The 23,520-nt window shown below is 44.3% G+C and carries 21 protein-coding genes and 2 tRNA genes; 3 read left to right on the top strand and 20 right to left on the bottom strand.

Annotated features, from left to right (window positions below; all coding sequences use genetic code 11):
• Nucleotides 1-549 precede the first annotated feature (549 nt).
• The 5 genes from CUN85_RS11655 to ilvE all read right to left on the bottom strand — a co-directional run bounded on the left by CUN85_RS11655 (nt 550) and on the right by ilvE (nt 5,012).
• Nucleotides 550-622, bottom strand: a tRNA-Gln gene (locus CUN85_RS11655).
• 65 nt (nt 623-687) lie between these two features.
• A complete protein-coding gene (locus CUN85_RS11650; protein WP_135390491.1) occupies nt 688-1,779 on the bottom strand; it encodes an OBG GTPase family GTP-binding protein in 1,092 nt (363 codons plus the stop codon).
• A gap of 59 nt (nt 1,780-1,838) precedes the next feature.
• Entirely contained in the window at nt 1,839-3,752 is a 1,914-nt protein-coding gene (locus CUN85_RS11645; protein ID WP_135390490.1) for a molybdopterin biosynthesis protein, read from the bottom strand.
• 10 nt (nt 3,753-3,762) lie between these two features.
• The gene (locus CUN85_RS11640) at nt 3,763-4,011 is read right to left on the bottom strand and encodes a sodium:proton antiporter (protein WP_135390489.1); all 249 of its coding nucleotides are present in this window, start codon (nt 4,009-4,011) and stop codon (nt 3,763-3,765) included.
• 122 nt (nt 4,012-4,133) lie between these two features.
• On the bottom strand, nt 4,134-5,012 hold the full coding sequence (ilvE, locus tag CUN85_RS11635) for a branched-chain-amino-acid transaminase (protein WP_135390488.1): 879 nt from the start codon (nt 5,010-5,012) through the stop codon (nt 4,134-4,136).
• A gap of 151 nt (nt 5,013-5,163) precedes the next feature.
• On the opposite strand from ilvE, the gene CUN85_RS11630 reads away from it, so the two are divergent.
• From CUN85_RS11630 to CUN85_RS11625, 3 genes are all read left to right on the top strand, one after another.
• Nucleotides 5,164-5,238, top strand: a tRNA-Arg gene (locus CUN85_RS11630).
• A 366-nt stretch (nt 5,239-5,604) separates the two neighbouring features.
• Nucleotides 5,605-6,072, top strand: coding sequence for a cache domain-containing protein (locus CUN85_RS13435; RefSeq protein ID WP_235856321.1), 468 nt, complete (start codon nt 5,605-5,607; stop codon nt 6,070-6,072).
• Entirely contained in the window at nt 6,056-7,738 is a 1,683-nt protein-coding gene (locus tag CUN85_RS11625) for an ATP-binding protein (protein WP_235856320.1), read from the top strand. Before CUN85_RS13435 ends, CUN85_RS11625 begins: the two co-directional genes overlap by 17 nt.
• 34 nt (nt 7,739-7,772) lie before the next feature.
• On the opposite strand, the gene CUN85_RS11620 is transcribed toward CUN85_RS11625, so the two are convergent.
• From CUN85_RS11620 to CUN85_RS11550, 15 genes are all read right to left on the bottom strand, one after another.
• Nucleotides 7,773-8,381: a superoxide dismutase gene (locus tag CUN85_RS11620; RefSeq protein WP_135390487.1), complete on the bottom strand. Its 609-nt coding sequence runs from the start codon at nt 8,379-8,381 to the stop codon at nt 7,773-7,775.
• A gap of 251 nt (nt 8,382-8,632) precedes the next feature.
• Entirely contained in the window at nt 8,633-11,050 is a 2,418-nt protein-coding gene (ppsA, locus tag CUN85_RS11615; RefSeq protein WP_135390486.1) for a phosphoenolpyruvate synthase, read from the bottom strand.
• A 255-nt stretch (nt 11,051-11,305) separates the two neighbouring features.
• On the bottom strand, nt 11,306-12,598 hold the full coding sequence (locus CUN85_RS11610; protein WP_135390485.1) for a hypothetical protein: 1,293 nt from the start codon (nt 12,596-12,598) through the stop codon (nt 11,306-11,308).
• Between the two features lie 99 nt (nt 12,599-12,697).
• Nucleotides 12,698-13,813: an ABC transporter ATP-binding protein gene (locus tag CUN85_RS11605; protein ID WP_135390484.1), complete on the bottom strand. Its 1,116-nt coding sequence runs from the start codon at nt 13,811-13,813 to the stop codon at nt 12,698-12,700.
• 9 nt (nt 13,814-13,822) lie between these two features.
• The gene (gene modB, locus CUN85_RS11600) at nt 13,823-14,491 is read right to left on the bottom strand and encodes a molybdate ABC transporter permease subunit (protein ID WP_135390483.1); all 669 of its coding nucleotides are present in this window, start codon (nt 14,489-14,491) and stop codon (nt 13,823-13,825) included.
• Between the two features lie 343 nt (nt 14,492-14,834).
• Nucleotides 14,835-15,635 carry a molybdate ABC transporter substrate-binding protein gene (gene modA / locus CUN85_RS11595; RefSeq protein ID WP_135390482.1) on the bottom strand — a complete coding sequence of 267 codons (801 nt, stop codon included), beginning with the start codon at nt 15,633-15,635 and terminating at the stop codon, nt 14,835-14,837.
• Nucleotides 15,636-15,877: 242 nt separating this feature from the next.
• On the bottom strand, nt 15,878-16,309 hold the full coding sequence (locus CUN85_RS11590) for a peptidylprolyl isomerase (RefSeq protein ID WP_135390481.1): 432 nt from the start codon (nt 16,307-16,309) through the stop codon (nt 15,878-15,880).
• A gap of 70 nt (nt 16,310-16,379) precedes the next feature.
• On the bottom strand, nt 16,380-17,888 hold the full coding sequence (locus CUN85_RS11585) for a DUF7289 family protein (RefSeq protein WP_135390480.1): 1,509 nt from the start codon (nt 17,886-17,888) through the stop codon (nt 16,380-16,382).
• Nucleotides 17,889-17,904: 16 nt separating this feature from the next.
• Entirely contained in the window at nt 17,905-18,678 is a 774-nt protein-coding gene (locus CUN85_RS11580) for a DUF7289 family protein (protein ID WP_135390479.1), read from the bottom strand.
• Nucleotides 18,679-18,694: 16 nt separating this feature from the next.
• Complete coding sequence (locus tag CUN85_RS11575; RefSeq protein ID WP_135390478.1) at nt 18,695-19,204, bottom strand: DUF7266 family protein; 510 nt, start codon at nt 19,202-19,204, stop codon at nt 18,695-18,697.
• Nucleotides 19,201-20,025, bottom strand: a complete 825-nt coding sequence (locus tag CUN85_RS11570) for a hypothetical protein (RefSeq protein WP_135390477.1) — start codon at nt 20,023-20,025, stop codon at nt 19,201-19,203. Before CUN85_RS11570 ends, CUN85_RS11575 begins: the two co-directional genes overlap by 4 nt.
• A gap of 27 nt (nt 20,026-20,052) precedes the next feature.
• On the bottom strand, nt 20,053-20,691 hold the full coding sequence (locus CUN85_RS11565; RefSeq protein WP_135390476.1) for a DUF7288 family protein: 639 nt from the start codon (nt 20,689-20,691) through the stop codon (nt 20,053-20,055).
• A 4-nt stretch (nt 20,692-20,695) separates the two neighbouring features.
• Complete coding sequence (locus CUN85_RS11560; protein ID WP_135390475.1) at nt 20,696-21,166, bottom strand: DUF7287 family protein; 471 nt, start codon at nt 21,164-21,166, stop codon at nt 20,696-20,698.
• Between the two features lie 84 nt (nt 21,167-21,250).
• Nucleotides 21,251-22,717, bottom strand: coding sequence for a DUF7289 family protein (locus tag CUN85_RS11555; protein ID WP_135390474.1), 1,467 nt, complete (start codon nt 22,715-22,717; stop codon nt 21,251-21,253).
• An 11-nt stretch (nt 22,718-22,728) separates the two neighbouring features.
• Nucleotides 22,729-23,517, bottom strand: a complete 789-nt coding sequence (locus CUN85_RS11550; protein ID WP_135390473.1) for a DUF7289 family protein — start codon at nt 23,515-23,517, stop codon at nt 22,729-22,731.
• Nucleotides 23,518-23,520: the final 3 nt, after the last annotated feature.

Here is a 23,520-nt window from a genome sequence, read left to right as displayed (position 1 = left end):
CATAATATTCACAGTCTTCATTAGGACAAGCAACATTAGTGTATTTTGGTTTTGGTCCCCGTTTCCCCATGATGAAAATATGTCTAATTCATATTACATAACATCAACTGAATGATAGTGGATTACCTAATTTTTCAAAAACGATTTTTTAATTGGCGTGCAGAAATTATAATTTTGAACTCTAATGGTGGGTGCATGTTGAGCAACACTTTATATTGTTGTGCAACATAAGATGTTCTAGGAATGATTGAAAATGGAGCCAATTGGCAAGTTTAAAATCTCTAAACATAGTCCCAGAGAAAAAACCGTTTATCCTATTATCAGGCTGCCTCAATCTTATGAACACATCATTGGTGAAACTGCACATATTCTCAAAACAGAACACAATGGAAAACCAGTCTTTATTATTTCTTTAAACGACGATTTCGATATCCCTGAAAATGTTGTGCAACAATTAGACCAATCTGCCCTAATTTCGAGAATTGAACGAATTGAAAGTGAACTAGGTATTACTCAAGAAACAGCATCAGAAACCTCAAAATATTCAAGTAGTCCCGGGCGGATTCGAACCACCGTCTTCGGCTCCAAAGGCCGGAAGGATTGACCACTACCCTACGGGACTACGCTGGCTTAGCAGAATAAATGCATCATGGTACTTATTTTTTATGCAAGACGGGCATTTTGCCGTCACATTGCGATGATAAGTGTCAGAAGGTCCTTGTCATACAGTACATGATCAAGGCCGGCTCTCTGTCCGGGGTGCTTGGCTGATTTTCCCCATACATGGGCATACCTGAACTTTCTCCTGAAGTCACGATGAAGATTGTCGCATATCTCTCCGACGGTTATGCCTTTCCTGACTATCATAGGCTCCTCCATATCTGCGGGACCACCCTGGGGTTTCAGATATACGCGTATGAAGTCCAGGGAATCGTAGACAAGATCCCTTACAGCATCCAGGTTCTTTTCCTCATTAGCCGAGATATAAGTGGCATCAGGGAAAACTTTTTTTGCTTCCTCCAGAACGAATTCATCTGCCATATCCACTTTATTGATAGCAACGATCGCAGGTATGTAGACCCTGTTGCCCATGACCACATCTATAAGCTGGTCCACATCGATATTCTCCCTGATAAGTACGTGGGCATTATGTATCTTATATTCTCCGAGGATCGTCTTGATAAGGTCATCAGGAAGTTCGAGATCGATGGTACTGCTGATGCTGACTCCTCCCCTGTCCTGTCTCTTGATAACTACATCTGGTGCTTTCTGGTTCAGGCGTATGCCTGCATCATAGAGTTCCTGGGTAAGCACATCATGGTGCTGGGGCTGGAACACATCAAGCAGGAACAGTACAAGATCACAGTTCCTGACCACCGATATAACTTCCCTGCCGCGCCCGCGCCCGCTGGCTGCCCCCTTCACAAGTCCTGGCACGTCCAGTAACTGGATGGTAGCATTCTTGTATTCAAGTACTCCTGGTATAACATCAAGTGTAGTGAACTCATAGGCACCAACCTCTGAATTTGCATCGGTCAGCTTGTTCAGGAGTGTGGATTTTCCAACAGAAGGGAAACCCACCAGAGTTACAGTGGCATCCCCGGATTTCCTGACCGAGTAACCTTCCCCTCCTCCCTTGGCTGCTGCCTTTTTCGTAACATCGTCACGCAGCCTGGCAAGCTTTGCTTTGAGCCTGCCGATGTGATGGGAAGTAGCCTTATTATATGGCGTTTTCCTTATTTCTTCCTCTACTGCCTGAATATCTTCGTGTATGCTCATTTGCACCTACCATAACATTTAAACTAAAAAAGATTTTCCCGGCCACTTTGCCGCCAGGTTCAGAATGAACTTATCATCTCGCCTGTTCTTTCATATGTCCGCATGCCCGGAGGAAGGCTCTTTGAGAACTCTTCCGAGGTAAGGGTCTTTAAGAGCAGGCGTATCTCCGGGACATCAAGTACATCTTCCCTTATCAAAAGATCGAACTCATCTTCAGTAACAGGCAGGAAACCAAGTCCTGCTTCCCTGGCAGCAGCCCTCAGTCCGAATCCCACATCCGCCCTGCCATCTTTTATTGCATCGCAGACGGAGCGGTGTGTCTTCGAACCGGAATTGTAACCATCGATATCCTTTGTGAGTTCGTTCCTTGTAATACCTTTTTCCTTTGCCAGAAGACCAAGTTCCATTTCAAGTACAGCCCTTGTTCCTGATCCTCGGTTCCTGTTGAGAAACCGCAACCCTGCCAGGTCCTCAAGTCCTGATATCCTGGTACCCTGGCGGAATATCAGCCCCATCTCTCGCTTGTAACCTTTTACCAGTAAGGTTCCTGAAAGGTTCATCTTCCTGGCAGTCGGAAGGTTATATTCACCATCTGGATCGGCGGGCATGTTCACGCCTGCAATGTCAGTGGTTGCCCCCGCAATGGCTGTAAATCCCGCACTTGAACTCATGTTCAGCATCCTGAAGACCATCCCTGTAGTTTCCTCCAGAAGATCGATCCCCGGGCACTGCCCACCCACATACATAAGGTCCGGGCTTCTCACGTTCCCGAACATTGTGATTTCAACCGGGCTTCCGGCCTCTATGTATTCGGTCTCTGCTTTGATCTCGATTATTCCGTCTGCATCGGAAAGGGTTGTGATGGCCCCTGATGTCTTGTCTGCAGGGTAGGCCCTCCCCCGGACGACCCCAACAGGAAATAGTTCCTCACGTCCTCCGGAACGGATGCCTGTACCCATGACTGCCCGGACCTTTGTCCTGAAGGACGGTGTGGTCCCAAGAGAATTGTGGATAATGGGTGCTACGAACTCATTGAATATACTGAGTGCCGAGGTCGGGTTTCCAGGCAGGCCGATTGTGGGAACGCCTTCTATCATACCGATGACCACAGGTTTACCGGGCTTGATAGCAATCCCGTGGGTTAGTGTTTCTCCCTTCTCCTCAATGATCATATACATAATGTCCCCGACGCCCGCAGAAGTGCTGCCGGATGTGAGGACTATATGGCACTCCCTGATCGCCCTGTACAGGGCCTCTTCCATCAGCTTCCAGTCATCAGGGATAATGCCATATATCTTTGGTATCCCTCCTGCCTCTTCCACGCTTGCGGCTATAGCATATGAGTTGGCGTCGAATATCAGTCCCTTGCCGAGTGTGTTCCCGGGTTCTATGAGTTCGTTACCTGTCGAAATAATTCCCACGAGCAGTTCTTTCACAGGGACCTCTTTCATACCCACTGAAGCCAGCACCCCGATCTCCCTGGAGCCGATACGGGTATTCTTCCTGAGCACACGCTCGCCCTTCATGATGTCAGAACCTGCCTTCATGATGTTCTCATTGATGTATACCGGCTGGTAAATGAATACGGTACTATCTATCTGCTTTGTCTGCTCTACCATCACGACTGCATCTGCCCCTTCGGGGATGGGTGCCCCCGTGGAGATCTCAGCAGTCTCACCGTCATTTACGAAAAAGCTGTCAGCACATCCGGCAGGTATGGATGCCGTCATTTTAAGCTCCATGGGCTCGGGCTCGCTTGCCCGATAAGTATCCTTGGCGCGTATTGCATAACCGTCTTTGACAGAACGGTTGAATGCAGGTACGTCAACGGGTGAGAAAATGTCTTCGGCTAATATGCGCCCCGCAGAATTCTCTATTGTTAAGGTCTGAATTCCCGGTCTGGCAATGATCCGGCTGATTAGCTTCCTTGCTTCTTTTACAGGAGTGAGTTCTCTGAATTCCTTACGTTCCATTATGCTCGGCTTATTCTTCGTCGAGATACCCTATAAGCGTTTTGTTAAGTTTGAAGACCCTTGATGCAACGTACCACAGGCCAATGAGATATACGACCCACGTGACAAGTGAAAGTATCTTCAGGTTGTGGGTTGAATCCAGGGCTTCGAAGGTGATCACAAGGGTAACGGGCATAAGCAGCAATATCGCCATTACCGAATCATTGAGGTATTTGAGGTTCTTCATCACTACTTTGCCTTTTTCTCCAGTTATGTCCATTCTTATTCCTCGTTCAGGTTTATCATTCTACTCAGAGTATAGTATTATAATATTAATATATAATTATGTGGAAATAATGAAAACTTGGAAATAGAAAAAGGGGAACCCCTTTAAAAAAAGATTTAAGGATAGATCGGGGTTCCTGTATTCTGGGTAATATACTCAAAAGCATCTATCATCTTCTTTGTAATAGGCCCTGGCTTTCCATCGCCGATGTCTCGGCCATCTACCTTGACAAGAGGGGCAGCTTCTGCAGCCGTACCCGTGACAAATATCTCATCAGCTGTATAGAGGTCGAAAAGTCCTAGATTCTCCACACAGACCTCGATATCCATCTCTTTGAGAAGCTCAATTGCAGCAGCTCTTGTAATTCCCTTGAGGTTGTTGATGGTCGGGGGGGTGTAGACCTTACCGTTTTTTATAATGAATATATTGTCTCCGGAACCTTCGGAAAGATAGCCGTTCCCGTCGAAGAAAATAGCTTCATCGCCGCCTTTTTCGTTTGCCTCGATCTTTGCGAGGATGTTGTTCAGGTAATTGAGCGATTTGATATTCGGGGAAAGTGCATCAGCCGAGTTCCTTCTGACCGCAACGGTAACTCCTGTAAGGCCAACCTCGTAGAGGTCTCCGTACATTGCGCCCCATTCCTGGCTAATTATAAAAACGTTGGGTTTTGGGCATTTCCTCGGGTCGAGTCCCAGGTCTCCGATGCCTCTTGATACAATCGGCCTGATATATGCATCCTTCAGATTGTTTTTTCTGAGCGTTTCCAGAATTGCTTCTTCCATCTCTTCCTTGGACATCGGGATATTGAGGGCTATTGCTTTTGCAGAGTCATAGAGCCTGTCAACATGCTCCCTTAACTTGAAGACCCGTCCGTTGTAGGCTCTGATACCTTCGAACACACCATCTCCGTAAAGGAACCCGTGGTCGTATATAGAGGTTGTTGCCTTTGATTTTGGGACGAAATCACCGTTATTATAGATCATAAGTTCACTCATTATAAAGCCTCATCAAATTGATGGTAGTTTTGATGTCAAACTATTATATATTTGTATTCACTATATCTTGCCGGATCAGCTACTGGTTCACATGGCACAAAAGGCTTTTATGTTTAAACGTCTATTTCGTACCCCTGCAAGCATTATGCGCGGTCCCGTGGCTTAGCCAGGATATAGCATCGGGCTTCTAACCCGAGGGTCAAGGGTTCAAATCCCTTCGGGATCGTTTTTTATTTTTCCGATACTGTTTAATTCCGGATATATCCAACCTGTCATACACCCATGTACGTATGAGTCTGAATTGCTACTTTTTAGATAGGTAGTCCCAAATAGTAATATAATAAAAGTATATTATTTATATAAAGATTAAAATATGTATGATGATAAGTTACTCTGGAGTTACTTTGGATCTTTATTGAAAATATCAACAGTACCCTGATATTCAATTGGCATGAAATGGAAAAATGTAGAACTTGAGACAAAATTACTACTGCTTATCACTATTGGGACTGTACTTGTCATGACAGGGGCCACAATGGCTATCACATCCACTGTCAGGGATTAGCAGACAGAGCTTGCTTACCAGCAATCCATGATCACAGTTGAGAATTATGCCAACAGGTTCGATACGGACATGCGCGCAAGCATGGTAATGGCACGGACCATTTCCAGTACCATGAAAGAGTATGAAGGAAGTGACCGCAGTGAAGTGAATAACATGCTCAGGCAGATTCTCCTGGATAACCCGGAACTGCTTGGTACCTATGTATGCTATGAGATCGATGCATTTGATGGGATGGATGCCGAATATGCGCTTTCTCCTGGCCACGATGAGGCCGGGAGGTTCATACCTTACTGGAACAAGCTTAATGGTACTGTCGGACTTGATCCTCTGCTGTACTATCAAACGTCCGATTACTACCAGCTTCCTAAGAATCTTGGTACTGATGTCATCACAGAGCCCTATTTCTATGAAGGGGATCTAATCGTTAGTTTTGTATCTCCGATCACAGAGAACGGAACTTTTACAGGGATTGGGGGGGGTGGACCTCTCTCTTGACTATATCGACAGCATTGTCAGCAATGTGACTATCTTTGATACCGGCTATGCTTTCATGGTAAGCAGTACAGGAATACTTATGTCCCGCCCCACTGAAAAAGAGTGGATCGGATTCAACAAAATTCAGGATATGGATGATCCTGCCTTCCGGGAGATGGCAGATGATATCAAAAACGGTCAGGGTGGGAATGTAAAGATGCTCGATCCGACAACCGGCAAGGATGTTGTGATGTTCTATGAACCTGTAATTTCAGGTGATTCCTCCTTTGTAATCGTAGTCCCTGAAAAAGAGATGTTCGCTGGTGTCAACGATCTGCACCAGCAACTGATGACCATCTCCGTGATCTCAACCATTTTCATGGGATGCGTAGCGTTCCTGATCGCAAGTTCGATAACACATCCGATAAACAGAATTGTCAGGGATTTCCAGAATATCTCCGAAGAAGCCTTGAAAGGCAAACTGAGCAGTCGGGCAGATACGGATGTGGATGTTGACTTTAAAGAAATTCCAGAAGGTTTGAACAATATACTGGAGGCGCTGGAAAAATCTGCCACATCCATGAAAGAAATAAAGAAAATAATTGACAGTAGCCCGGTTATAGTCTTCAAATCCGGATTTACGAGTGAATGGCCTTTTGAACTGGTTTCTGATGGCATAAAGAACATTGGCTATTCTCCAGAAGAGGTGGTTAGTGGACATGTCTGGTATGGGGAGATTGTTCATCCGGATGATCGCGAAAATGTACTTAATGAGCTGAACAGCAAAATTGAAGAGGGTGTAAATGGGCTCCAGCAGGAATACAGAATACTGACAGGGTCCGGGGAGGTTCGCTGGGTAGATGAAAGAAATCTTATAAAGCGGGACAGTAAAGGGGATATTGTTTACCTTCAGGGTATAATATTTGACATTACTGAAAGTAAGGACGCAGAAGGAGCCCTTGTTGAGGCAAAGATGATGGCCGAGTCAGCTAACCAGACAAAGAGCCAGTTCCTTGCAAACATGAGTCACGAGCTCCGCACACCATTGAATTCCATAATCGGCTTTTCAGATATGCTGAGCGAGGAGATATTCGGGGAATTAAATCGAAAGCAGAAGCAATACGTTGCTAATATTAACCGTAGTGGAAGGCATCTTCTCAATATCATAAATGACATCCTTGACATATCGAAGATAGAGGCAGGTAAACTGGATCTGGATCCGGAGACTTTCAGGATAAATGAGCTGTTAGGTGAACTCGTGCAAACTCTTGAACCATTGCTGAAAAATAAAGATATTGATCTTTTAGTGACAGGTGATATCCCGGATTGCGATATTTATGCTGATAAACTCAAGATCAGGAAGGTTATGTTTAATCTTCTCAGCAATGCAGTAAAATTCACTCCTGCAGGTGGCAGCATTGAAATTATTGTCGATTGCAGCTTAAATGATTTATCTGTCAGTGTCAGGGATAATGGTATCGGGATATCTGAAATACAGCAAAAAGAACTGTTCAAGCCCTTTAAGCAACTTGATCCTGATACTAACAGAGAGTATGGGGGGACAGGCCTTGGCCTAGTACTTGCAAAGAAATTCGTGGAAATGCACTGCGGCACGATATGGGTCAGGAGCAGCCCCGGAAATGGAAGTACGTTCACTTTTGTGATTCCGCGTAAGCAAGAGACTTAGAATATGTTTCTTCCCTGAAAAAAAGAAAAGACATTTATTTTAATGCCTTGAATCTCTCATCGATCTTATCCCAGTTGACTATGTTCCAGAAAGCGTCGATGAATTTGGTTTTCTCGTTCTTGTAATCGATATAGAATGCGTGCTCCCACATATCCAGTGGCATAAGGATGGGATATTCCGGGAAAACGACGTCGTTATGTTTCTCCACCTGCATTATCGCAAGCTTTTCTACTGTATGGCAGTATGTAAGTACTACCCAGCCGGAACCCTCCACTGTTGAGGCTGCCTCTGAAAAATCCTTCTTGAAGCGCTCATAACTCCCGAAATCGGCTTTGATCTGGTCTGCGATCTCTCCCACTGGTTCCTTGCTGACCTTGTTCTCAGGTCCCATGCTCGGCCAGAAGTAGCTGTGCAGGACATGCCCTCCAATATTGAATGCCAGTGTCTTTGCTGTCATTTTGACATCATAGTCCCTGTCCTCTTTTATTGCCTTCTCCATGTTTTCCATGATTGAGTTAGCCTTCTTGACATAGCTACTGTGATGCTTATCATGGTGTGTTCTCAACTGTTCTTCTGAAATATATGGTTCCAGTTCTGCGTAACCGTACGGCAGGTCCGGTAGTGTGTATTGTTTGTTCCCCATCTTTTCCCTCTTCTGTTAATTTAATAGCCTGGTTTCTGTAAAACGGAAACTGGTTTACCCTTTGTTTAAAGGCCCCCTGCGCTCAAAGATAGCGTAGCCGGTTAAACTGCAGTCCCCTCTCCAGTGCAGATTGCCATTGTGTTAATGGACAATCTTATTATTCATTTATTATTTGTGTCATATAAGCATTTTGAATCATGCATAATAAAAACAATATGTGGAGAATCTTCCATGGCTCAGAGGTCTATTGGTCATCCATCCCTTTTTTCCATTTCTTTCTCGGCCTGCCTTATGCGTGGCACGATTTTCATTACAGAATCGGGATTAAGGGATATGGAGTCTATGCCTTCTTTTACAAGGAACTCCGCAAACTCCGGAAAATCACTTGGTGCCTGTCCGCAAAGTCCGCTGTGCTTGCCATTTCTCTTTGCTCCCTTTATAGCCATGGATACTATTTTCTTCACAGCCTCATCCCTTTCATCAAAGGCTTCGGCAAGTATCTCCGAATCCCTGTCAACACCCAGGGTCAGCTGGGTCAGGTCGTTGGAACCAATGGAAAAGCCGTCAAAGTACTTACTGAACTCATCTACCAGGAGAATGTTGCTTGGTATCTCGCACATGACATATATCTGCAGTTCGTTCTTCCCTCTTTCAAGACCATGATTCTTCATCTCCGAAAGTACTTTTTCCGCTTCCTCGATCCTCCTGCAGAACGGGATCATAAGAATAAGGTTTGTAAGTCCCATTTCCTCTCTGACCCTTTTCATTGCTCTGCATTCGAGTGCGAAACCTTCCCTGTATCTCTCATCATAGTACCGGGAAGCGCCCCTGAAGCCCAGCATGGGGTTGTTCTCCTCGAACTCGAAATACTTTCCACCTAGCAGGCTTTTATATTCGTTAGACTTGAAATCACTCATACGCACAACAACTGGTTTGGGATAGAAGGCAGCTGCAATGGTTCCCACCCCGAAGGAGAGCTTCTCCACGAAGTAGTCCTCTTTGCTTTCATAACCTTTTGTGAGGTTCTCGATTTCCTCAAGACTAGAAGTGTCTTCTACCTTTTCGGGGTGCACGAGTGCCATGGGATGTATCCGTATGTAGTTTGAGATGATGAACTCCAGCCTTGCGAGTCCTATGCCGCTATTAGGGATCATTGACAGCCCAAAGGCTGCCTCGGGATTGCCCAGGTTCATCATAATATCAGTTTTAGCACTTTCTATCTCCTTGAGGTCAACACTTTCTGTATGGAATTCAAGTGCCCCTTCATACACTTTCCCTACATCTCCTTCCGCACAGCTTAAGGTAACTTCCATGCCCGACTCTAATTTATCTGTGGCGTTTCCCGCACCAACCACCGCAGGTATTCCCAGTTCACGGCTCACGATGGCTGCGTGGCATGTCCTCCCGCCCTTATTTGTGATGATTGCTGCAGCTTTTTTCATAACTGGTTCCCAGTCAGGTGTTGTAGTATCTGCAACAAGCACTTCTCCTGACTTAAAAGATGAAAGTTCTGACACACCCTGGATGACACGCACCTTGCCGGTAGCTATCTTACTACCTACGCTTCGGCCTGTTACAATGATCGACGACCTCTCATCAAGTATGTATGTTTCCAGTGTATCTTTTTCCTTTTGTGACTGTACAGTCTCGGGCCTTGCCTGAACAATAAATATTTCTCCAGTCTCCCCGTCCTTTGCCCATTCGATGTCCATGGGTAATCTCTTTCCGTTCTTTTTAGAATAGTGATCTTCTATGGTGACCCCGTAGCTGGCAAGCTGGAGTATCTCTTGATCGTTGATACAAAAACGTCTTCTGTCAGCCGCCGGGACATCCACATTCCGGGTAAGCACCCTGGAATCACCCTGGCCGTATATCATCTTTATCTCCTTTTCACCAAGTGCCTTATTGACGATAGGCATGAGACCTTCCTTCAGGGTGGGTTTGAATACGTAGTACTCGTCCGGGTTCACAAGTCCCTGAACGATATTTTCTCCGAGGCCGTAGGTTGCTGTAATGAAAACCACATCTTCAAAACCGGTTTCCGTATCTATTGTGAACATGACTCCGCTGGATGCAAGGTCTGAACGCACCATCTTCATCACTCCTACAGAGAGGCCGACCTTGAAGTGATCGAAATTATTGTTAACACGGTAAGATATCGCCCTGTCAGTGAAAAGCGATGCAAAGCATCTGCTACAGGCATCTTTGAGTGAATGGTATCCGTGAATGTTCAGGTATGTTTCCTGCTGGCCTGCAAAGGAGGCATTGGGAAGGTCTTCAGCTGTTGCAGAACTGCGCACCGCCACGTCGGTATCGGATCCGTACTGTTCACTGAGTTTATCATAGGCCTCTTTTATCTCGTTCCAGAGGTCGTCAGGAATGCCGGCATCAAGAATAATGTTCCTTGCCTTTTTCCCCCGCTCAGAGAGGTCGTGGACATTTTCTGTATCCAGTCCTTCAAAGATATTTTTGAGCTTTTCAAGCGCTCCGGCGGATTTGAGCACATGCCAGTAGGCATCCGCAGTGACCGCAAACCCGTTCGGGATCTTGACTCCCCTGTTTGTCAGTTCCCTGTACATTTCCCCAAGGGAAGCATTCTTACCTCCTACCAGGGGAACATCATCTATTGTAATATCCTCGAACCATCGAATATAATTGCTGTTTCCCATATTAAACCCCTAACTCTGGAATAGCCCTGTATATACAATGATTGTTTTCCAGAAGTATATGTTTTTGGGAACCGGGGTTACTCAGGCATTATAAAAGATACTCTGTCTCGACTTTATGGATTCTATCATGGAGTCAACAATATTGCAGGATGCAAAGTAGAATCTTTTTTAATTCGCATCTTTGCGCCACATTGCTATCAATTATGGGAAAAATATACAAACTGTAATTGACCTGGATCTCACACAGCAAGTATCTCAGTAAACGATTTCAGCATCCTGCCCGAAGATCTCTTTTACCTCAGAGTTCAGTATGGACCTTGATATTTCCAGATGCTCTTCGATTTCTTCCAGGTGTTTATGCTCTGCTTCCATGTTGCTCAATATTAGCCCGATAGAATCCCTGTATTGCGATTCCTGAGTCTGAAGAAGGTCCATCTCTCTGTAGATATCCAGCCGACTCAATTCAGCTGTCAGTGTTTCAATATCCGATGAATACATCTTGCTCTGCTCGCGCAGGTCTGACATGGCTGTTGTTTCTTTTAACTTATGGATTTGCCTGAGTATCTTCTCATACATCGGGTCCTTAAGTCCCAGGTCCCTGCTTTGAATGCGCTTTTCAAGCATATCAAGAAATGGTCCAAGCTCTTTTTCCGGGATCGAGGCGGGATCGTCTTTGAGCATGATGAGCACCTTTCTGTTCTCGGGTGACAGTACGTGCATCTCGTTCTTATCCTGTTTTTCCATCCTGGAAAGTGCCTTGGACATGGGCGTGAACAATCTTCTGATATCCGAGTTAACAGCATATATCTTATTTTCAAGTGCCTTGATATTGTTCTCAAGATCATTTGCCTTTTGGAATTCACTGCTGTTCCTGAGTTTCGCGATATCGGAACCGGCATTTACCAGATCCGTTTTTGCGGATTCGTACTTTTCTTCAAGAGCAAGGATCCTCTTCCGACTCAGTTGAGCTTCTTTTTCTTTCTGGCTGATGTTTTCCATATGTTGAGGAAGCTTTTCGAAGGCATCTATCTTATTTTTGTCATCCCTGATCATCTCATAAAGCTCATCCAGCAGACTTTCAAGATTTGCCAGTCTGAGATTTATATTTTCAAACTCCGTGGGGTACAGAGCTTTAATATATAACTGGCTCTTGCGGGTGTTGTCCAATACATTTTTCATGGTGGCTTTGGAATCTTCAAAGAACACTAAGGCATTTTTCGGGTCTTTATTTGAGGGTACGCGGATCTTTTCAATAATCAGGTTAAGATTATGGGCAACATTTTCACGATTAGAGTCTCCCAGTTTCTCCGCTCTTTTATTGGCGTCCGCGATCGCTTCAGCATCAAGCAGTTCTTTTCTGGCATCCTTTATATCTCTGACCGAACTGCCGATCTCTTTGTACTTCTTTTCGATAACCGGTGCTGATACATCCCGATTTTTTCTGTACTGCGCACTGATAAGATCCGGCAGTTTGTTGAACTCAAGCCTTAAAGGTCCGGTTTCTGTTTCTTTCTGTTTTTTCCCGAAAATCTTTTCTATCAGACTCATTATCTCATAAAAAAACGGAATTCTGTTTTAAAAACCTGTTGGGATGTTCTGTCATAATGTCCGTAACTGATCATTTCCTGAAGTTGTGCAGGCTTTCATCTAAAAGACTACGACCCTGCTCCTGTCGATTGCAACCTTGCATGCATTTCCAGTATCCAGTTGTATATTTTCGAAAAACTGATTTGCTACTTCTGCAATAAGTAGTTTCTTGTGTTCCTTTATTTCAAGCGCGATCAATTTGCTCGATCCTTTATTTACAATGCTCTTCACAGTTGCGTTAAAAATGTTCTTTTCCTGTGTTCCTGTTTCTTCTTCCTGCAGGATGCGCAGATTCTCAGGCCGGATTCCCCAGGATGTGGTCTCACCTTCTTTAAGTCCGGAATCCTTTACTCTTATAAGCATCTCTTCACTTTTGAGCAGGACAGTGCCTGATGGGACATCTACTGCCCTGACCACAGCATCGAAAATATTGGTCATGCCTACAAGTTCTGCAACATGGTAGTTTTTCGGATGGTAAAAGACCTCTTCCGGGGTACCAAGCTGCTGTACGCGTCCGTCATGAAAAATGACAACCTTGTCAGCAATTGTAAAAGCTTCCACATGGTTGTGAGTAATGAAAAGCACCGGGATACCAAGCTCTCTCTGAATCTGTTTTATCTTTTCCCTGAGTTTCATGCGGACAACCATGTCCAGTGCTGAGAACGGCTCGTCAAGTAAGAGGACATCAGGTTTGGGTGCAAGGGCTCGTGCCAGTGCGACCCTTTGTTTCTGTCCGCCGGACAGTTGTGAAGGATAATTGTTCTCCAGGCCTTCTATATGGAGCAGCTGCAACATCTTATTAACCCTTTTCTCCTTCTCTTCACTGCTCCATCCTTTTAATCCGTAGGCAATGTTCTTTTTCACATCCATGTGCGGGAACAGCGCGTAATTCTGGAACACGTACCCGAGGCTTCTCTCCTGTACCGGGAGGTCAATCCTTTTGTGACAATCGAAATACACTTTGCCGTTGACAACTATCTTGCCTCCATTGGGTTCCAGCAGTCCCGAGATACATTGGAGTGCGGTGGTCTTCCCGGAACCTGAGCGTCCGAAAAGTACCACCAGTTCATCTCCCACCTCGAATTTGGCATCGAGTGTAAAAGCAGCTTCTATATTTTTTTTCCTGTCGCTTTTTTTTCTGTAGTACCGTTTTCTGAAATCAACTCTCATGCCCATACTAACACCTCATACTTTCCATGTATTGACAAGTTTTGCAGTAATGGCCATGGAGAGCAGTGATATAACCACCAGTATTATCACCAGCATATTAGCAAGTTCGTTGTTGCCTCCCTGGAATGCGCTGTATATCGAGAGCGACATTGTGTTGGTTCTTCCGGGTATGTTCCCGGCAACCATGAGCGTTGCACCGAATTCTCCCACAGCTCTGGCAAAACTCAGGACGATCCCAGCAAGTATGCCTTTTCTGGCAAGGGGGAGTGTTATGAAAAGTGCGGTCTCGAGTTCCTTTCTTCCAAGGGTGAATGCGGCATACTCGAATTCTCTGTCCACTGCCTCAATGGCAGCTGCAGTGGTTTTGACCATAAGTGGAAGCGATACGATAAAAGCTGCAATGACTGCCGCTTCCCATGTGAAAAGTATACTCCATCCGGTGAGATTGTATATGATATTACCAAGGGCACCGTTTCTTCCCAGCAATACTACCAGAAGGTAACCTGTTACGGTAGGGGGGAGTACAAGAGGCAGGGTCACAAGGATATCTGCCAGCCATTTCCCCTTGAAATCACGTCTTGCAAGTACATATGATATCACCACGCCTACCACTGCTACTACAAGAGTAGATAATACGGCTATTTTCAGTGTAATCACAAGGGGAAACCAGATTTGTTCTATCATCGGTTAACATTCCAAAATATATGTACTTCAAATTCATATGTTCCCAATATAGATTTACTTTTGTTGCGGAACATCAATGAACCTGCAATTTACTTCTCTTAGTGAATATTCTGATGGCAGAAATCAACAGGGTCATCCCTCACATTATGTGCAATGTGCCTGAACCATACCAATAAGTATTCTACTACCTATGAAAGCTCCAGGCACAGAGCCACTTGCATGAAAATCCTTTCTGGTCAGGGTGTACGATATAATGGTGCCCAGCATTGCTACTATGCGAGTGGCTAACATTGATATCTTAAATGTTACTCCTAGGATACCATATCTGATCAAGCATTCCAGATCAACCGTTATTGGGAATACTGAAGCCGTATTGTTCCAGTATGATCCTGCCATTTTCTCCCGTGATGAAATCTACGAATTTCTGTGATTCTTCCAGATGGGTGGTGGATGAGACAACAGCTATCGGGTAGGTAATAGGTGTGCTCACAGGCACTGAAGTGATAACTTCAATTGTACCTGCCTGTGCGGTTAATGCATCTGTGCTGAACACAAATCCTGCATCGGTCTCTCCACGCTCCACGTAGACAAGCACCTGCTTAACATTTTCTCCCATCAGCATCTTGCCTGAAACGTTGTCCCAGATTTCTGCGGTGGTCATGGATTCCTTTGCATACTTCCCTGCGGGGACTGTTTCCGGATTTCCGATGGCTATGGTCTTTACTTCCGGTTTCCTCAGGTCTTCCATGCCGGTAATTCCGAATTTATTGCCCTTTGGAACTATCAGCACAATGGAATTTTCCACGAAATCCTCTCTTGTATCATCGTAGATCAATCCCTTTGCTGCAAGCATGTCCATCTGGTCCTGGGCGGCAGAGGCGAATACATCAATGGGTGCTCCACCTTCGATCTGTGACCGGAGCATGCCAGATGAGGCAAAGTTGAACATGAGGTCTATACTTGGATTCTCCGCCTCAAATTCTTTCTCCATTGCAGTGAAAGCCTCAGCGAGACTTACGGCGGCAGACACTGTTATGGTTGTATCTTGTGCCTGTTCTATACTCGTGTCTGTACATCCGCTCACAAAGGGTGCAATTGTCAGTATAACTGCAATAGCCAGAATGGAATTTTTGTTTAGTGCCATGATTAGTATCCTTCTTTCTATGGCCGGAATTAGCACTGAAGATATCTCAAATATCGTTATGTTTGGTCATATACAACGCTTACCTTCCGCATTTTAGTATATATAATTTTCTAAAAATAGATTCTGTTAAAGATGTATAAACAAGTGGATAAAGTTACATAAGTCAGTTCGGCTACATTCCACAATAAAAAAGTCATCTTACAAAAAGAGGATGGCAGCATCTTAGACGCTGCAAAAGGAGATTATTCTTCCACGATGGTGACTTTCTTCATCTTGTCCTTTGCCTTGATCTTGTTGACAACATCCATGCCTTCGATCACCTTGCCAAATACAGTGTGTACGCCGTCAAGGTGTGGCTGTGGTGAGTGTGTGATGAAGAACTGGCTTCCACCTGTATCCTTTCCTGCGTGTGCCATTGAAAGTGCACCTGTGCCATGTTTCTGTGGATTGCCCTTTGTCTCACATTTAATTGAGTAACCCGGGCCACCTGTACCATTGCCTTTCGGGCATCCACCCTGGATGACAAAGTTTGGGAGCACCCTGTGGAAAGTAAGCCCGTCATAAAATCCCTGCTTGATCAGTTTCTCGAAGTTAGCCACGGTCTTGGGCGCATCCTTCTCAAACAGTTCCAGTACAATGTTACCCTTTTCGGTCTCGATAATCGCTTTCTTCATGATTTCACCTTGATGAGATTTGTTAATGGCAGGGGTCGATTTAAGGGTTTCTGTAAACCGGCCCCATCTCTCATTCAAGAGTCACATTAAGTTCATTGCTTGTGATGTGCAGGTAGGTGAGTATAGCACCTCCACCGTCATAATTCAGGGTGTATGTGGAATCATCAACCTCTATTTTTTCATTATGTTTTTGTTCCCAGGTACACTCGATAGTACCGTCCTGTGCCAAGAGTCGCATATAGTGCTGGGTTATATTATTCAGTGACTGGGTACTGTTTGCGTTACCTTTTACAATATATAGGTCTGGTGTTGTTGATGTGGAGCTGACAGGACCCCAGGAAAAATCTGGATGATTGCTGTCGTAATTCATCAAGTATGAATCACTGAGAAGATCTACTGTGCAATTTGCCCACTTTGTATTACCTTGATGGAATGAATAAACGGTAAAGTAACTGTTAGGATCACTTTCCCATATTTCATTAATTCCTGCCAAACTGTCCTTATATTCAATCGCATAAGAAGTAAAGGACGGGGCTGCGGCCAATATTACATTACCACCAAGGTTATTCTTATAGAAACTGTATACAAGGGTTTTTGTTCCTGAGGTAGCAGTTAAAGTCATTCCTGAAGACTTGAAGAAATCGGCACTCCCATCAACATAAAAATAAAATGAAAAGTTGCTGAATGGTGTGGTGTTGGTGTGGTTCAGAGCAGCAATTTTGAATGATGGATTAGTTAAAAAGAATGTTCCCATTTCAGGTCTTGTATCCATTTCGATTATAGCTGTCTGATTCTCATGGTCAAGTGTTGCAGTAGTGGATGTAAGGGTTTCCGCATATTCTGCCCATCCGTCGTAGAACTCGCTGTTGATGTATATCAGGATCTTATTGCAGTTAAGGGGGTTCGTGAAATTTGCATTCATACTGGTATTGGGGTAGAGAAGGACAGGCACGTTGGAAGATCCTACGTTAATGTTAACATTAGAGCTTCCTCCCGTGGAGTCGTTCCCGTTCACTTTCATAACCGGTAAAGTCAGAGTCTCGCCGTTATAATGGAATTCAGGAGGCGATATCATTACAGTTCCTCCTGATGGATATCTGGACCAGACTCCTCCGCCTTCATATGCTATGACTCTGTCCCCGGAATAATACCTTACTTTTCCCATGGAAGCGTTAAATCCTGCAAAGTCTGTTTCACCCTCGTAGTTTTTCCATGCATTCCATACTCCACGCTGCGGATAGAAACTACTGTACCAAGATGAATTGGAAGACAACAGTACGATCATTATACTGCTCTCGTTGTAAGAATCCTGGGTTCCATGTACCTCAACATTCTCTCCCATGAGGGAAAGTCCAGTTGTCTGGAGAGGAGATTCGCCAAGTGATGATTTACTTACTCTTGAGTCAAAAACAGTAAATGCCTGTTCTATCTTCTGGGCTTTAGCCATATTCTGCGTTTCACTTATCAAAGGAGCAGTATAAAGGAGCAACAGGCCGATGGATAACAGGCTAATCACAAGTATTATTGAGATTCCGATAACTGATGAAACCGCAGTATCATTTTTCGATATTTTTTTCAAGGCTTCCGCTCCCTTTTTAATTGATAGTGACTGTTATTGGTGAACTTGTTACATATACATCTATATTAGGAATGTATTCCTTACTAGCATTTATAGTTTTATTAGTACTATCTACCGCAACTATTGACATCTGCATACTTTCATTGAGGTATCTGCCCCATGCTTCGAAATAATCACTTGTCACCGAGATGTTCACCTGCGATACATTCTCATAACTATCTACGTTTCTCCTTCCGCCATCAGCAGTGACCCGGACAAGGCCGGAGCCAGACAGATGATCTCTACCATTAATTTTGGCGAAGGGTATGACCAGAACGTTATTTGCATAGGTGAAGCGCGGTTCTGAGACAATCACTGCCTGTCCATTTCCATACTTCGCCCATACGCCAGTGTTCTCATAAGAGACGGTGTTACCTTGGTAACTATTCTTGATCATCTTTATTCTGCTGCCCACAGCAGATTGTATCTCAGAAGCGTTTGCTGAAGAGTTCCATACAGTTAAATCAACAGCAATATAATTGTCACCGGCAACAGCCAAGGACCCTCCATTCATTTTCATCTCTACTGACTGTGAAGGTGCGTTCCCTTGAACCACTTTGTTCATGTTAAGTGCAAGTACCTCAAAACCCTGCCTGATATTCTCCGTATGTTGTGTGTTCTGTGTGTTTTCCAGCATGGGCACGCCAGCAACTACTACTATTCCTGTGGCAAGGAGCATTATACTTAAGATGATGCTGAAGTCCACCATTTCAGAAACTGCATCTTCCGATCTTGTAATCTTTTTTTTCATGAAACTCCTTCCCGGGCTAATGTATCTCTAGCATATTTGAACTGACATTGTAATGCACCAAGAAATCATTTGAACCACTGTACAGTTTTGTTGGCGTGACGTTGGTATTATGGGTCGTATAGGGTACTTTAACACGTGTCTCATCTCTTCCTCCTGTCTCATCTCTTCCTCCTGACTCAAAGATGATCTCTTTAGGCTGGTCGGAGAACTCTACGGAATACTGTTCATTTGCTATCGTATCTGGTAGTGTCAGCTGATAGGTGATGCTTTCAACTTTTCCTCCGGCATTGTTGGTGATCTGGACCGCAGTATCGATATTCGATATCTGTAGCGATATATCGTTGCCATGTATCTCGAACTCATCGCGCATCACTGTCTGCTCTGCCCTGTCCATCATGGCGTAGAATGAGCTGATAAGGACGATCGTAGTTATCACTGTTATTGAGAGTGTGAGTATGAATCCAAATGATATGGATACTGCCCTCTCGTCACGTGCGAGTTTACCTGTCGCAGATCTCCTGGTCATATCTGTCCCCCCGGTAATGTAACAGGTATGGTCACATTCATTTCCATATGCCCGTTCTTATTAAGTGACATAGTGGTACTGAGCACATGGTACCTTTTGATCTCAAAGGGCTGTCCGTTGGTAAGCTCTCCTGATATTGAGAAGGTACCGCCTGCCTGACTGCCGTTTGTGAATCTTATCCTGTATTGTTCACCTGACGTCAGGGTGTCAAAATGAAAATCAAAAGGTGTGTTATTAGTTATGTTCAATGATGGGCTGCCGCCACCAATATTCTCAGTCCTCAGTATGTCTGTACTGTTTGTAACAGTAAGATTAAATGTGCCGCTGGAATTGCAGATTCTGGCCGACCAGAACATGCCGGACTGGTTAAGTGCTTCTATTACAAAGGGTTTTGATTCGTTTCCCAGTCTGGATGTATTTATTCCTATCTCAAAAATATCTGTTCGGTTTACCCTGTCAATGACCACCCAGTCGGAATTGCCGTTGTTGAGCCCGTTCTGTGATAAATATGGTTCCTGTAAGGAATCATTGCTTAGGGTGAATATGAAGCCTGCAAGTGCATAGCTTTCTGCCATTTTACGGGTATAATTAAAAATATATGCATTATCTATCGAATTTGCCTCATATGCCTTTTCGTAAGCATGAGTGGTTACCTTCATTGTGCTTGAAAAATCGAACACGTTTGTCTCGATATTTGCCTCTGATGCAGTGTTACTTGCATAGATGATGTTATTCAGCATCACTGTCAGGACTACAATACCGATTCCTATGGCAAAACCGGCAATCAATATCATTTGTGCAGAATCGTTCCATTTCTTCATATCTACCACTTGCCATTTTATAACCAGTTACATACGCCACATCGTCAACTTCACATCTATGAGATTATAGAAATCCGTAGTATCATCTGCATCCACAATACCTGTATTTGATCTGAAGTCTGATGAGTTCGTACCTGGGAAATCAGAGTCCGACAAAAGTACCCTTTTAGTGACTATCACAGCGTTGTCTGAAGGCTCTCCGTTATAGATATAAGGCATGCTTCTGGACGTACCGCTCTTTTCTATCCATGTGATCTCCAGATTATGTGCTATTCCCTTTTTAATTGCAATAGATTCCAGTATCGTTGCAGTTGAGCTATTTAGCATAATTTCCGAACTATTCACCACTCTATTTGTGTTTGCGTGGTATTCTGTGGAGTTCCATGTGTACTGGGCTCCATTCCAGTCCAATATGTCCTTCTTAAGGGGGGAGTCCTGTCCGTACTCAGCATAATCAAGGGAATTCAGTATGTCCTGACCGAGTATCTGCAGCTGGGCTTCAATATGTGCATTTGCAGTGGATGATGTGAGCGGTGTCAGGGATGTTGCCTGGACTGTAAAAACAATCACTCCGATAATAAGTAACAATGCCATTAAGGCTTCAAGTGTGTGTAACTGGGCGGATGAATCTGATCTTAAGCGATCACAGCTTTCTTTGTCTGCCATAATCTCACCACACCCTCACAGCTATAATCGCCTGGGATGTGTTTCCCGTTTTTTCGTCTCTGATCAGCACTACTCGAATGGTCTGTCCTATATTCCCGTTAACAGGTAATGTTTCACCGGCAGATCGGATGACTGTTCCTGCAGTATCTTCATATGTGATATTGAGATCATACTTCAGGTAAGTTCCATCCATGCCCAGCCAGACAAGAGTATTCTGATAATTGCTGTCCGTGTAATTGAATAAATCATTTACTCTGGTACCATTCAGGAGAGTAGTTGCCCCTGCTTTACCTGCACTCATATTCTGTTCTATAATATTTGTCGAGACCCTGTCGGCAATCAAAGTGACTTCATCCGAGTTCGACTGGAACGGTGTGAAAAGCCCTGCTGTATATGAAAATACGAAAATGATACTGACCAGGAATATTGCAATACCGATCAGGTAGTCAATGTGCATTTGCCCGTTATTATCCATACTACCTCATATATATTAACTTAATTATATAAAAAGATGATCAACAAATATATGAAGAGTTTGTTGTTCTCTCAACAACATTCTCTAACTGAGTGCGACTGAAAGATCATTTCTGCTTACATGAAGGTAAGTTATGCTGCCGGGCATACCGTCATAGAACAAGTTGAGTGTTGATTCCGAGTAATCTACAGGATCCGACTGTCCTGGCGACTGGATATTAAACTTAACAGAGCCATCCATTGTAAGAAGCTTCATGTAATGCTGGGATATATTGTACAATAGTTGAGTTTGGTTTTGGCTTTTTGTGATATAGAGGTCCGGAGGGATACTTACGGAACTTTCAGGGCCCCATGAAAAATCAGCTTCATTTGAAGTATATATCATGTTAATGGATTCACTCAACAAATCTACCGTAGCAGAAGAGTCTTCTTTTGAATCATTTATTGGAAATGCATCCTCATTCTTATTTGCTCCTTCCCAATTCTCAATGCCTCCATTTGTGGCAGTATCTTCATAAGCAAGTTCTATTGTCAACTTATCATTACCGGTTTTTTGTATATAGTATGTTAAAGTCTTCGTGCCGGAGGTAGCAGCTATCTGGTAATTGTTCGGATTCAGTCCCTGACTTGATTTTGCTTCCAGATTTAACGCAAAATCATACAATGGCGTAGGATTTGTGTTGTTGAGAGAACCGATTTTGAAAGCCTGTTTCAACTGATCCTTTCCCATTTCCGGGAGCACTTCCAATTCCACCACAGCTGTCTGGTTTGCATCATCTGTCTCTGCACTGGCGTAGGTCAGGGAATCTGCATACTCGGCCCAGGCAGTGTAGAATTCGCTTTTTATGTAGATCAGTACTTTATCGGAATTCAAGGGATTTACTCTGTCTATATTGTCTGGGTATAGTACTACAGGCATATTATCGGAGCTTACAGTCACCGCGACATCGGTCTTTCCGCTGAATACCTCATTTCCGTATATTTTCATAATCGGAAGTGTCAGAGTTTCTCCGTTGTAGTGGAACTCCGGGGGTGATATCATAACAGCTTTTCCGGTAGGATATTTTGACCACACACCTCCGCCCTCATAACCTATGAGGCGTTCTCCCTGGATGTAGGTGATGCTTCCCAAGCTTGAATTGAACACAGTTACATTGTCTTCACTCTCATAACCCTCCCAGCTGTTCCATTTGTATCTATTATTACGGTAGTTAGTATGCCATGAGGTACTGTCAAGCTGGGTGCACACCACAACTATCTGGCTGTTCTGATATGCCTGCTCATCTCCGTTGACACTAACACTTCCGTCCATTATAGAAAATGATGTGGTCTGGCTTGGTGATTCTCCCAGCGCTACCTTGCTGGTCCTGGAATCGAATACAGTGAATGCCTGCTCCGCTCTCTGGGCGCTGGCCATGTCCTGCATGTTCTCCATGGAAGGTGCGGAATATAAAAGGATGACACTTATGGATGTGATTGTCAGTGCAAGAATAATCATCACTCCTACTACAGCAGACACAGCTTTCTCAGACCGGAGTAAATTTTTAACCATTATGACACCTTCTACTCTATAGTTACACTCATCGGGGATAATGTTACAATCACATCTATGCCAGGATTATAATTCCGGCTTGCAGATATGGTATTATTCCCGGAGTCCACATTGTTTATGTCCATTTCCAGCGTTTCATTAAGGTATCTTCCCCAACTTTCGTAGTAATCGCTGGTTAGGGTTATGGTGACAGCTGATACATTCTCGTACACCGACACAGATGTCTGTCCGCCCTGGGAGATCACACGTGTCAGCCCTGTACCTGACACGCTCTTCGAACCTGAAATGGTGACCATCGGGACAAGTAATACATTGTCGTGATATGCAAAATCAGGTTTTGAGATGATCACTGACCCTCCTTGTGGATATCTGGCCCATACCCCGGTGTTCTCATAGGCAATGAAATTTTCTCCATACTGGTTCTCTATCTTTCTCATCTGTCTTTCCAGAGAAGGAGTGTCGTAATCCGAACTCGTACTGTTCCATGCTTGCATACTCATATTCATATAACTGGTACCTGTTGCCGATACCTGGCTTCCGTACATCTTAAGCTCCACCGATTGGGATGGTGCTTTTCCGTATGCCACTTTGTTGATGTTTGGCTGCAGTACCGAGAAACTCTGTTCTATGTTGAGCAGATGTCCTCTTTCCTGCATCTGATCGAGCATAGGATATCCTGCAACACCAATTACGGCAAGTGCCAGGACCATCAACCCAAGGGTGAGGCTGAACCCAAGTACTTCCGAAAGAGCATCTTCGGATTCAACAATGCTTTTTCCTTTCTTTTTCCTGCTGTCCATGCA

The sequence above is a fragment of the Methanolobus halotolerans genome (genome assembly GCF_004745425.1).
GTDB classification, from domain to species: Archaea; Halobacteriota; Methanosarcinia; order Methanosarcinales; family Methanosarcinaceae; genus Methanolobus; species Methanolobus halotolerans.
Note: the sequence above shows the minus strand (reverse complement) of the source record. Positions and strands in the feature narration are given on the sequence as shown.

Excerpts from the sequence above, each read along its gene's own strand:
- CUN85_RS11650 (WP_135390491.1), bottom strand. The coding sequence starts at position 1,779 with ATGAGCATACACGAAGATATTCAGGCAGTAGAGGAAGAAATAAGGAAA.
- CUN85_RS11645 (WP_135390490.1), bottom strand. The coding sequence starts at position 3,752 with ATGGAACGTAAGGAATTCAGAGAACTCACTCCTGTAAAAGAAGCAAGG.
- CUN85_RS11640 (WP_135390489.1), bottom strand. The coding sequence starts at position 4,011 with ATGGACATAACTGGAGAAAAAGGCAAAGTAGTGATGAAGAACCTCAAA.
- ilvE (WP_135390488.1), bottom strand. The coding sequence starts at position 5,012 with ATGAGTGAACTTATGATCTATAATAACGGTGATTTCGTCCCAAAATCA.
- CUN85_RS13435 (WP_235856321.1), top strand. The coding sequence starts at position 5,605 with ATGATCACAGTTGAGAATTATGCCAACAGGTTCGATACGGACATGCGC.
- CUN85_RS11620 (WP_135390487.1), bottom strand. The coding sequence starts at position 8,381 with ATGGGGAACAAACAATACACACTACCGGACCTGCCGTACGGTTACGCA.
- ppsA (WP_135390486.1), bottom strand. The coding sequence starts at position 11,050 with ATGGGAAACAGCAATTATATTCGATGGTTCGAGGATATTACAATAGAT.
- CUN85_RS11610 (WP_135390485.1), bottom strand. The coding sequence starts at position 12,598 with ATGAGTCTGATAGAAAAGATTTTCGGGAAAAAACAGAAAGAAACAGAA.
- CUN85_RS11605 (WP_135390484.1), bottom strand. The coding sequence starts at position 13,813 with ATGGGCATGAGAGTTGATTTCAGAAAACGGTACTACAGAAAAAAAAGC.
- modB (WP_135390483.1), bottom strand. The coding sequence starts at position 14,491 with ATGATAGAACAAATCTGGTTTCCCCTTGTGATTACACTGAAAATAGCC.
- modA (WP_135390482.1), bottom strand. The coding sequence starts at position 15,635 with ATGGCACTAAACAAAAATTCCATTCTGGCTATTGCAGTTATACTGACA.
- CUN85_RS11590 (WP_135390481.1), bottom strand. The coding sequence starts at position 16,309 with ATGAAGAAAGCGATTATCGAGACCGAAAAGGGTAACATTGTACTGGAA.
- CUN85_RS11580 (WP_135390479.1), bottom strand. The coding sequence starts at position 18,678 with ATGAAAAAAAAGATTACAAGATCGGAAGATGCAGTTTCTGAAATGGTG.
- CUN85_RS11575 (WP_135390478.1), bottom strand. The coding sequence starts at position 19,204 with ATGACCAGGAGATCTGCGACAGGTAAACTCGCACGTGACGAGAGGGCA.
- CUN85_RS11570 (WP_135390477.1), bottom strand. The coding sequence starts at position 20,025 with ATGAAGAAATGGAACGATTCTGCACAAATGATATTGATTGCCGGTTTT.
- CUN85_RS11565 (WP_135390476.1), bottom strand. The coding sequence starts at position 20,691 with ATGGCAGACAAAGAAAGCTGTGATCGCTTAAGATCAGATTCATCCGCC.
- CUN85_RS11560 (WP_135390475.1), bottom strand. The coding sequence starts at position 21,166 with ATGGATAATAACGGGCAAATGCACATTGACTACCTGATCGGTATTGCA.
- CUN85_RS11555 (WP_135390474.1), bottom strand. The coding sequence starts at position 22,717 with ATGGTTAAAAATTTACTCCGGTCTGAGAAAGCTGTGTCTGCTGTAGTA.
- CUN85_RS11550 (WP_135390473.1), bottom strand. The coding sequence starts at position 23,517 with ATGGACAGCAGGAAAAAGAAAGGAAAAAGCATTGTTGAATCCGAAGAT.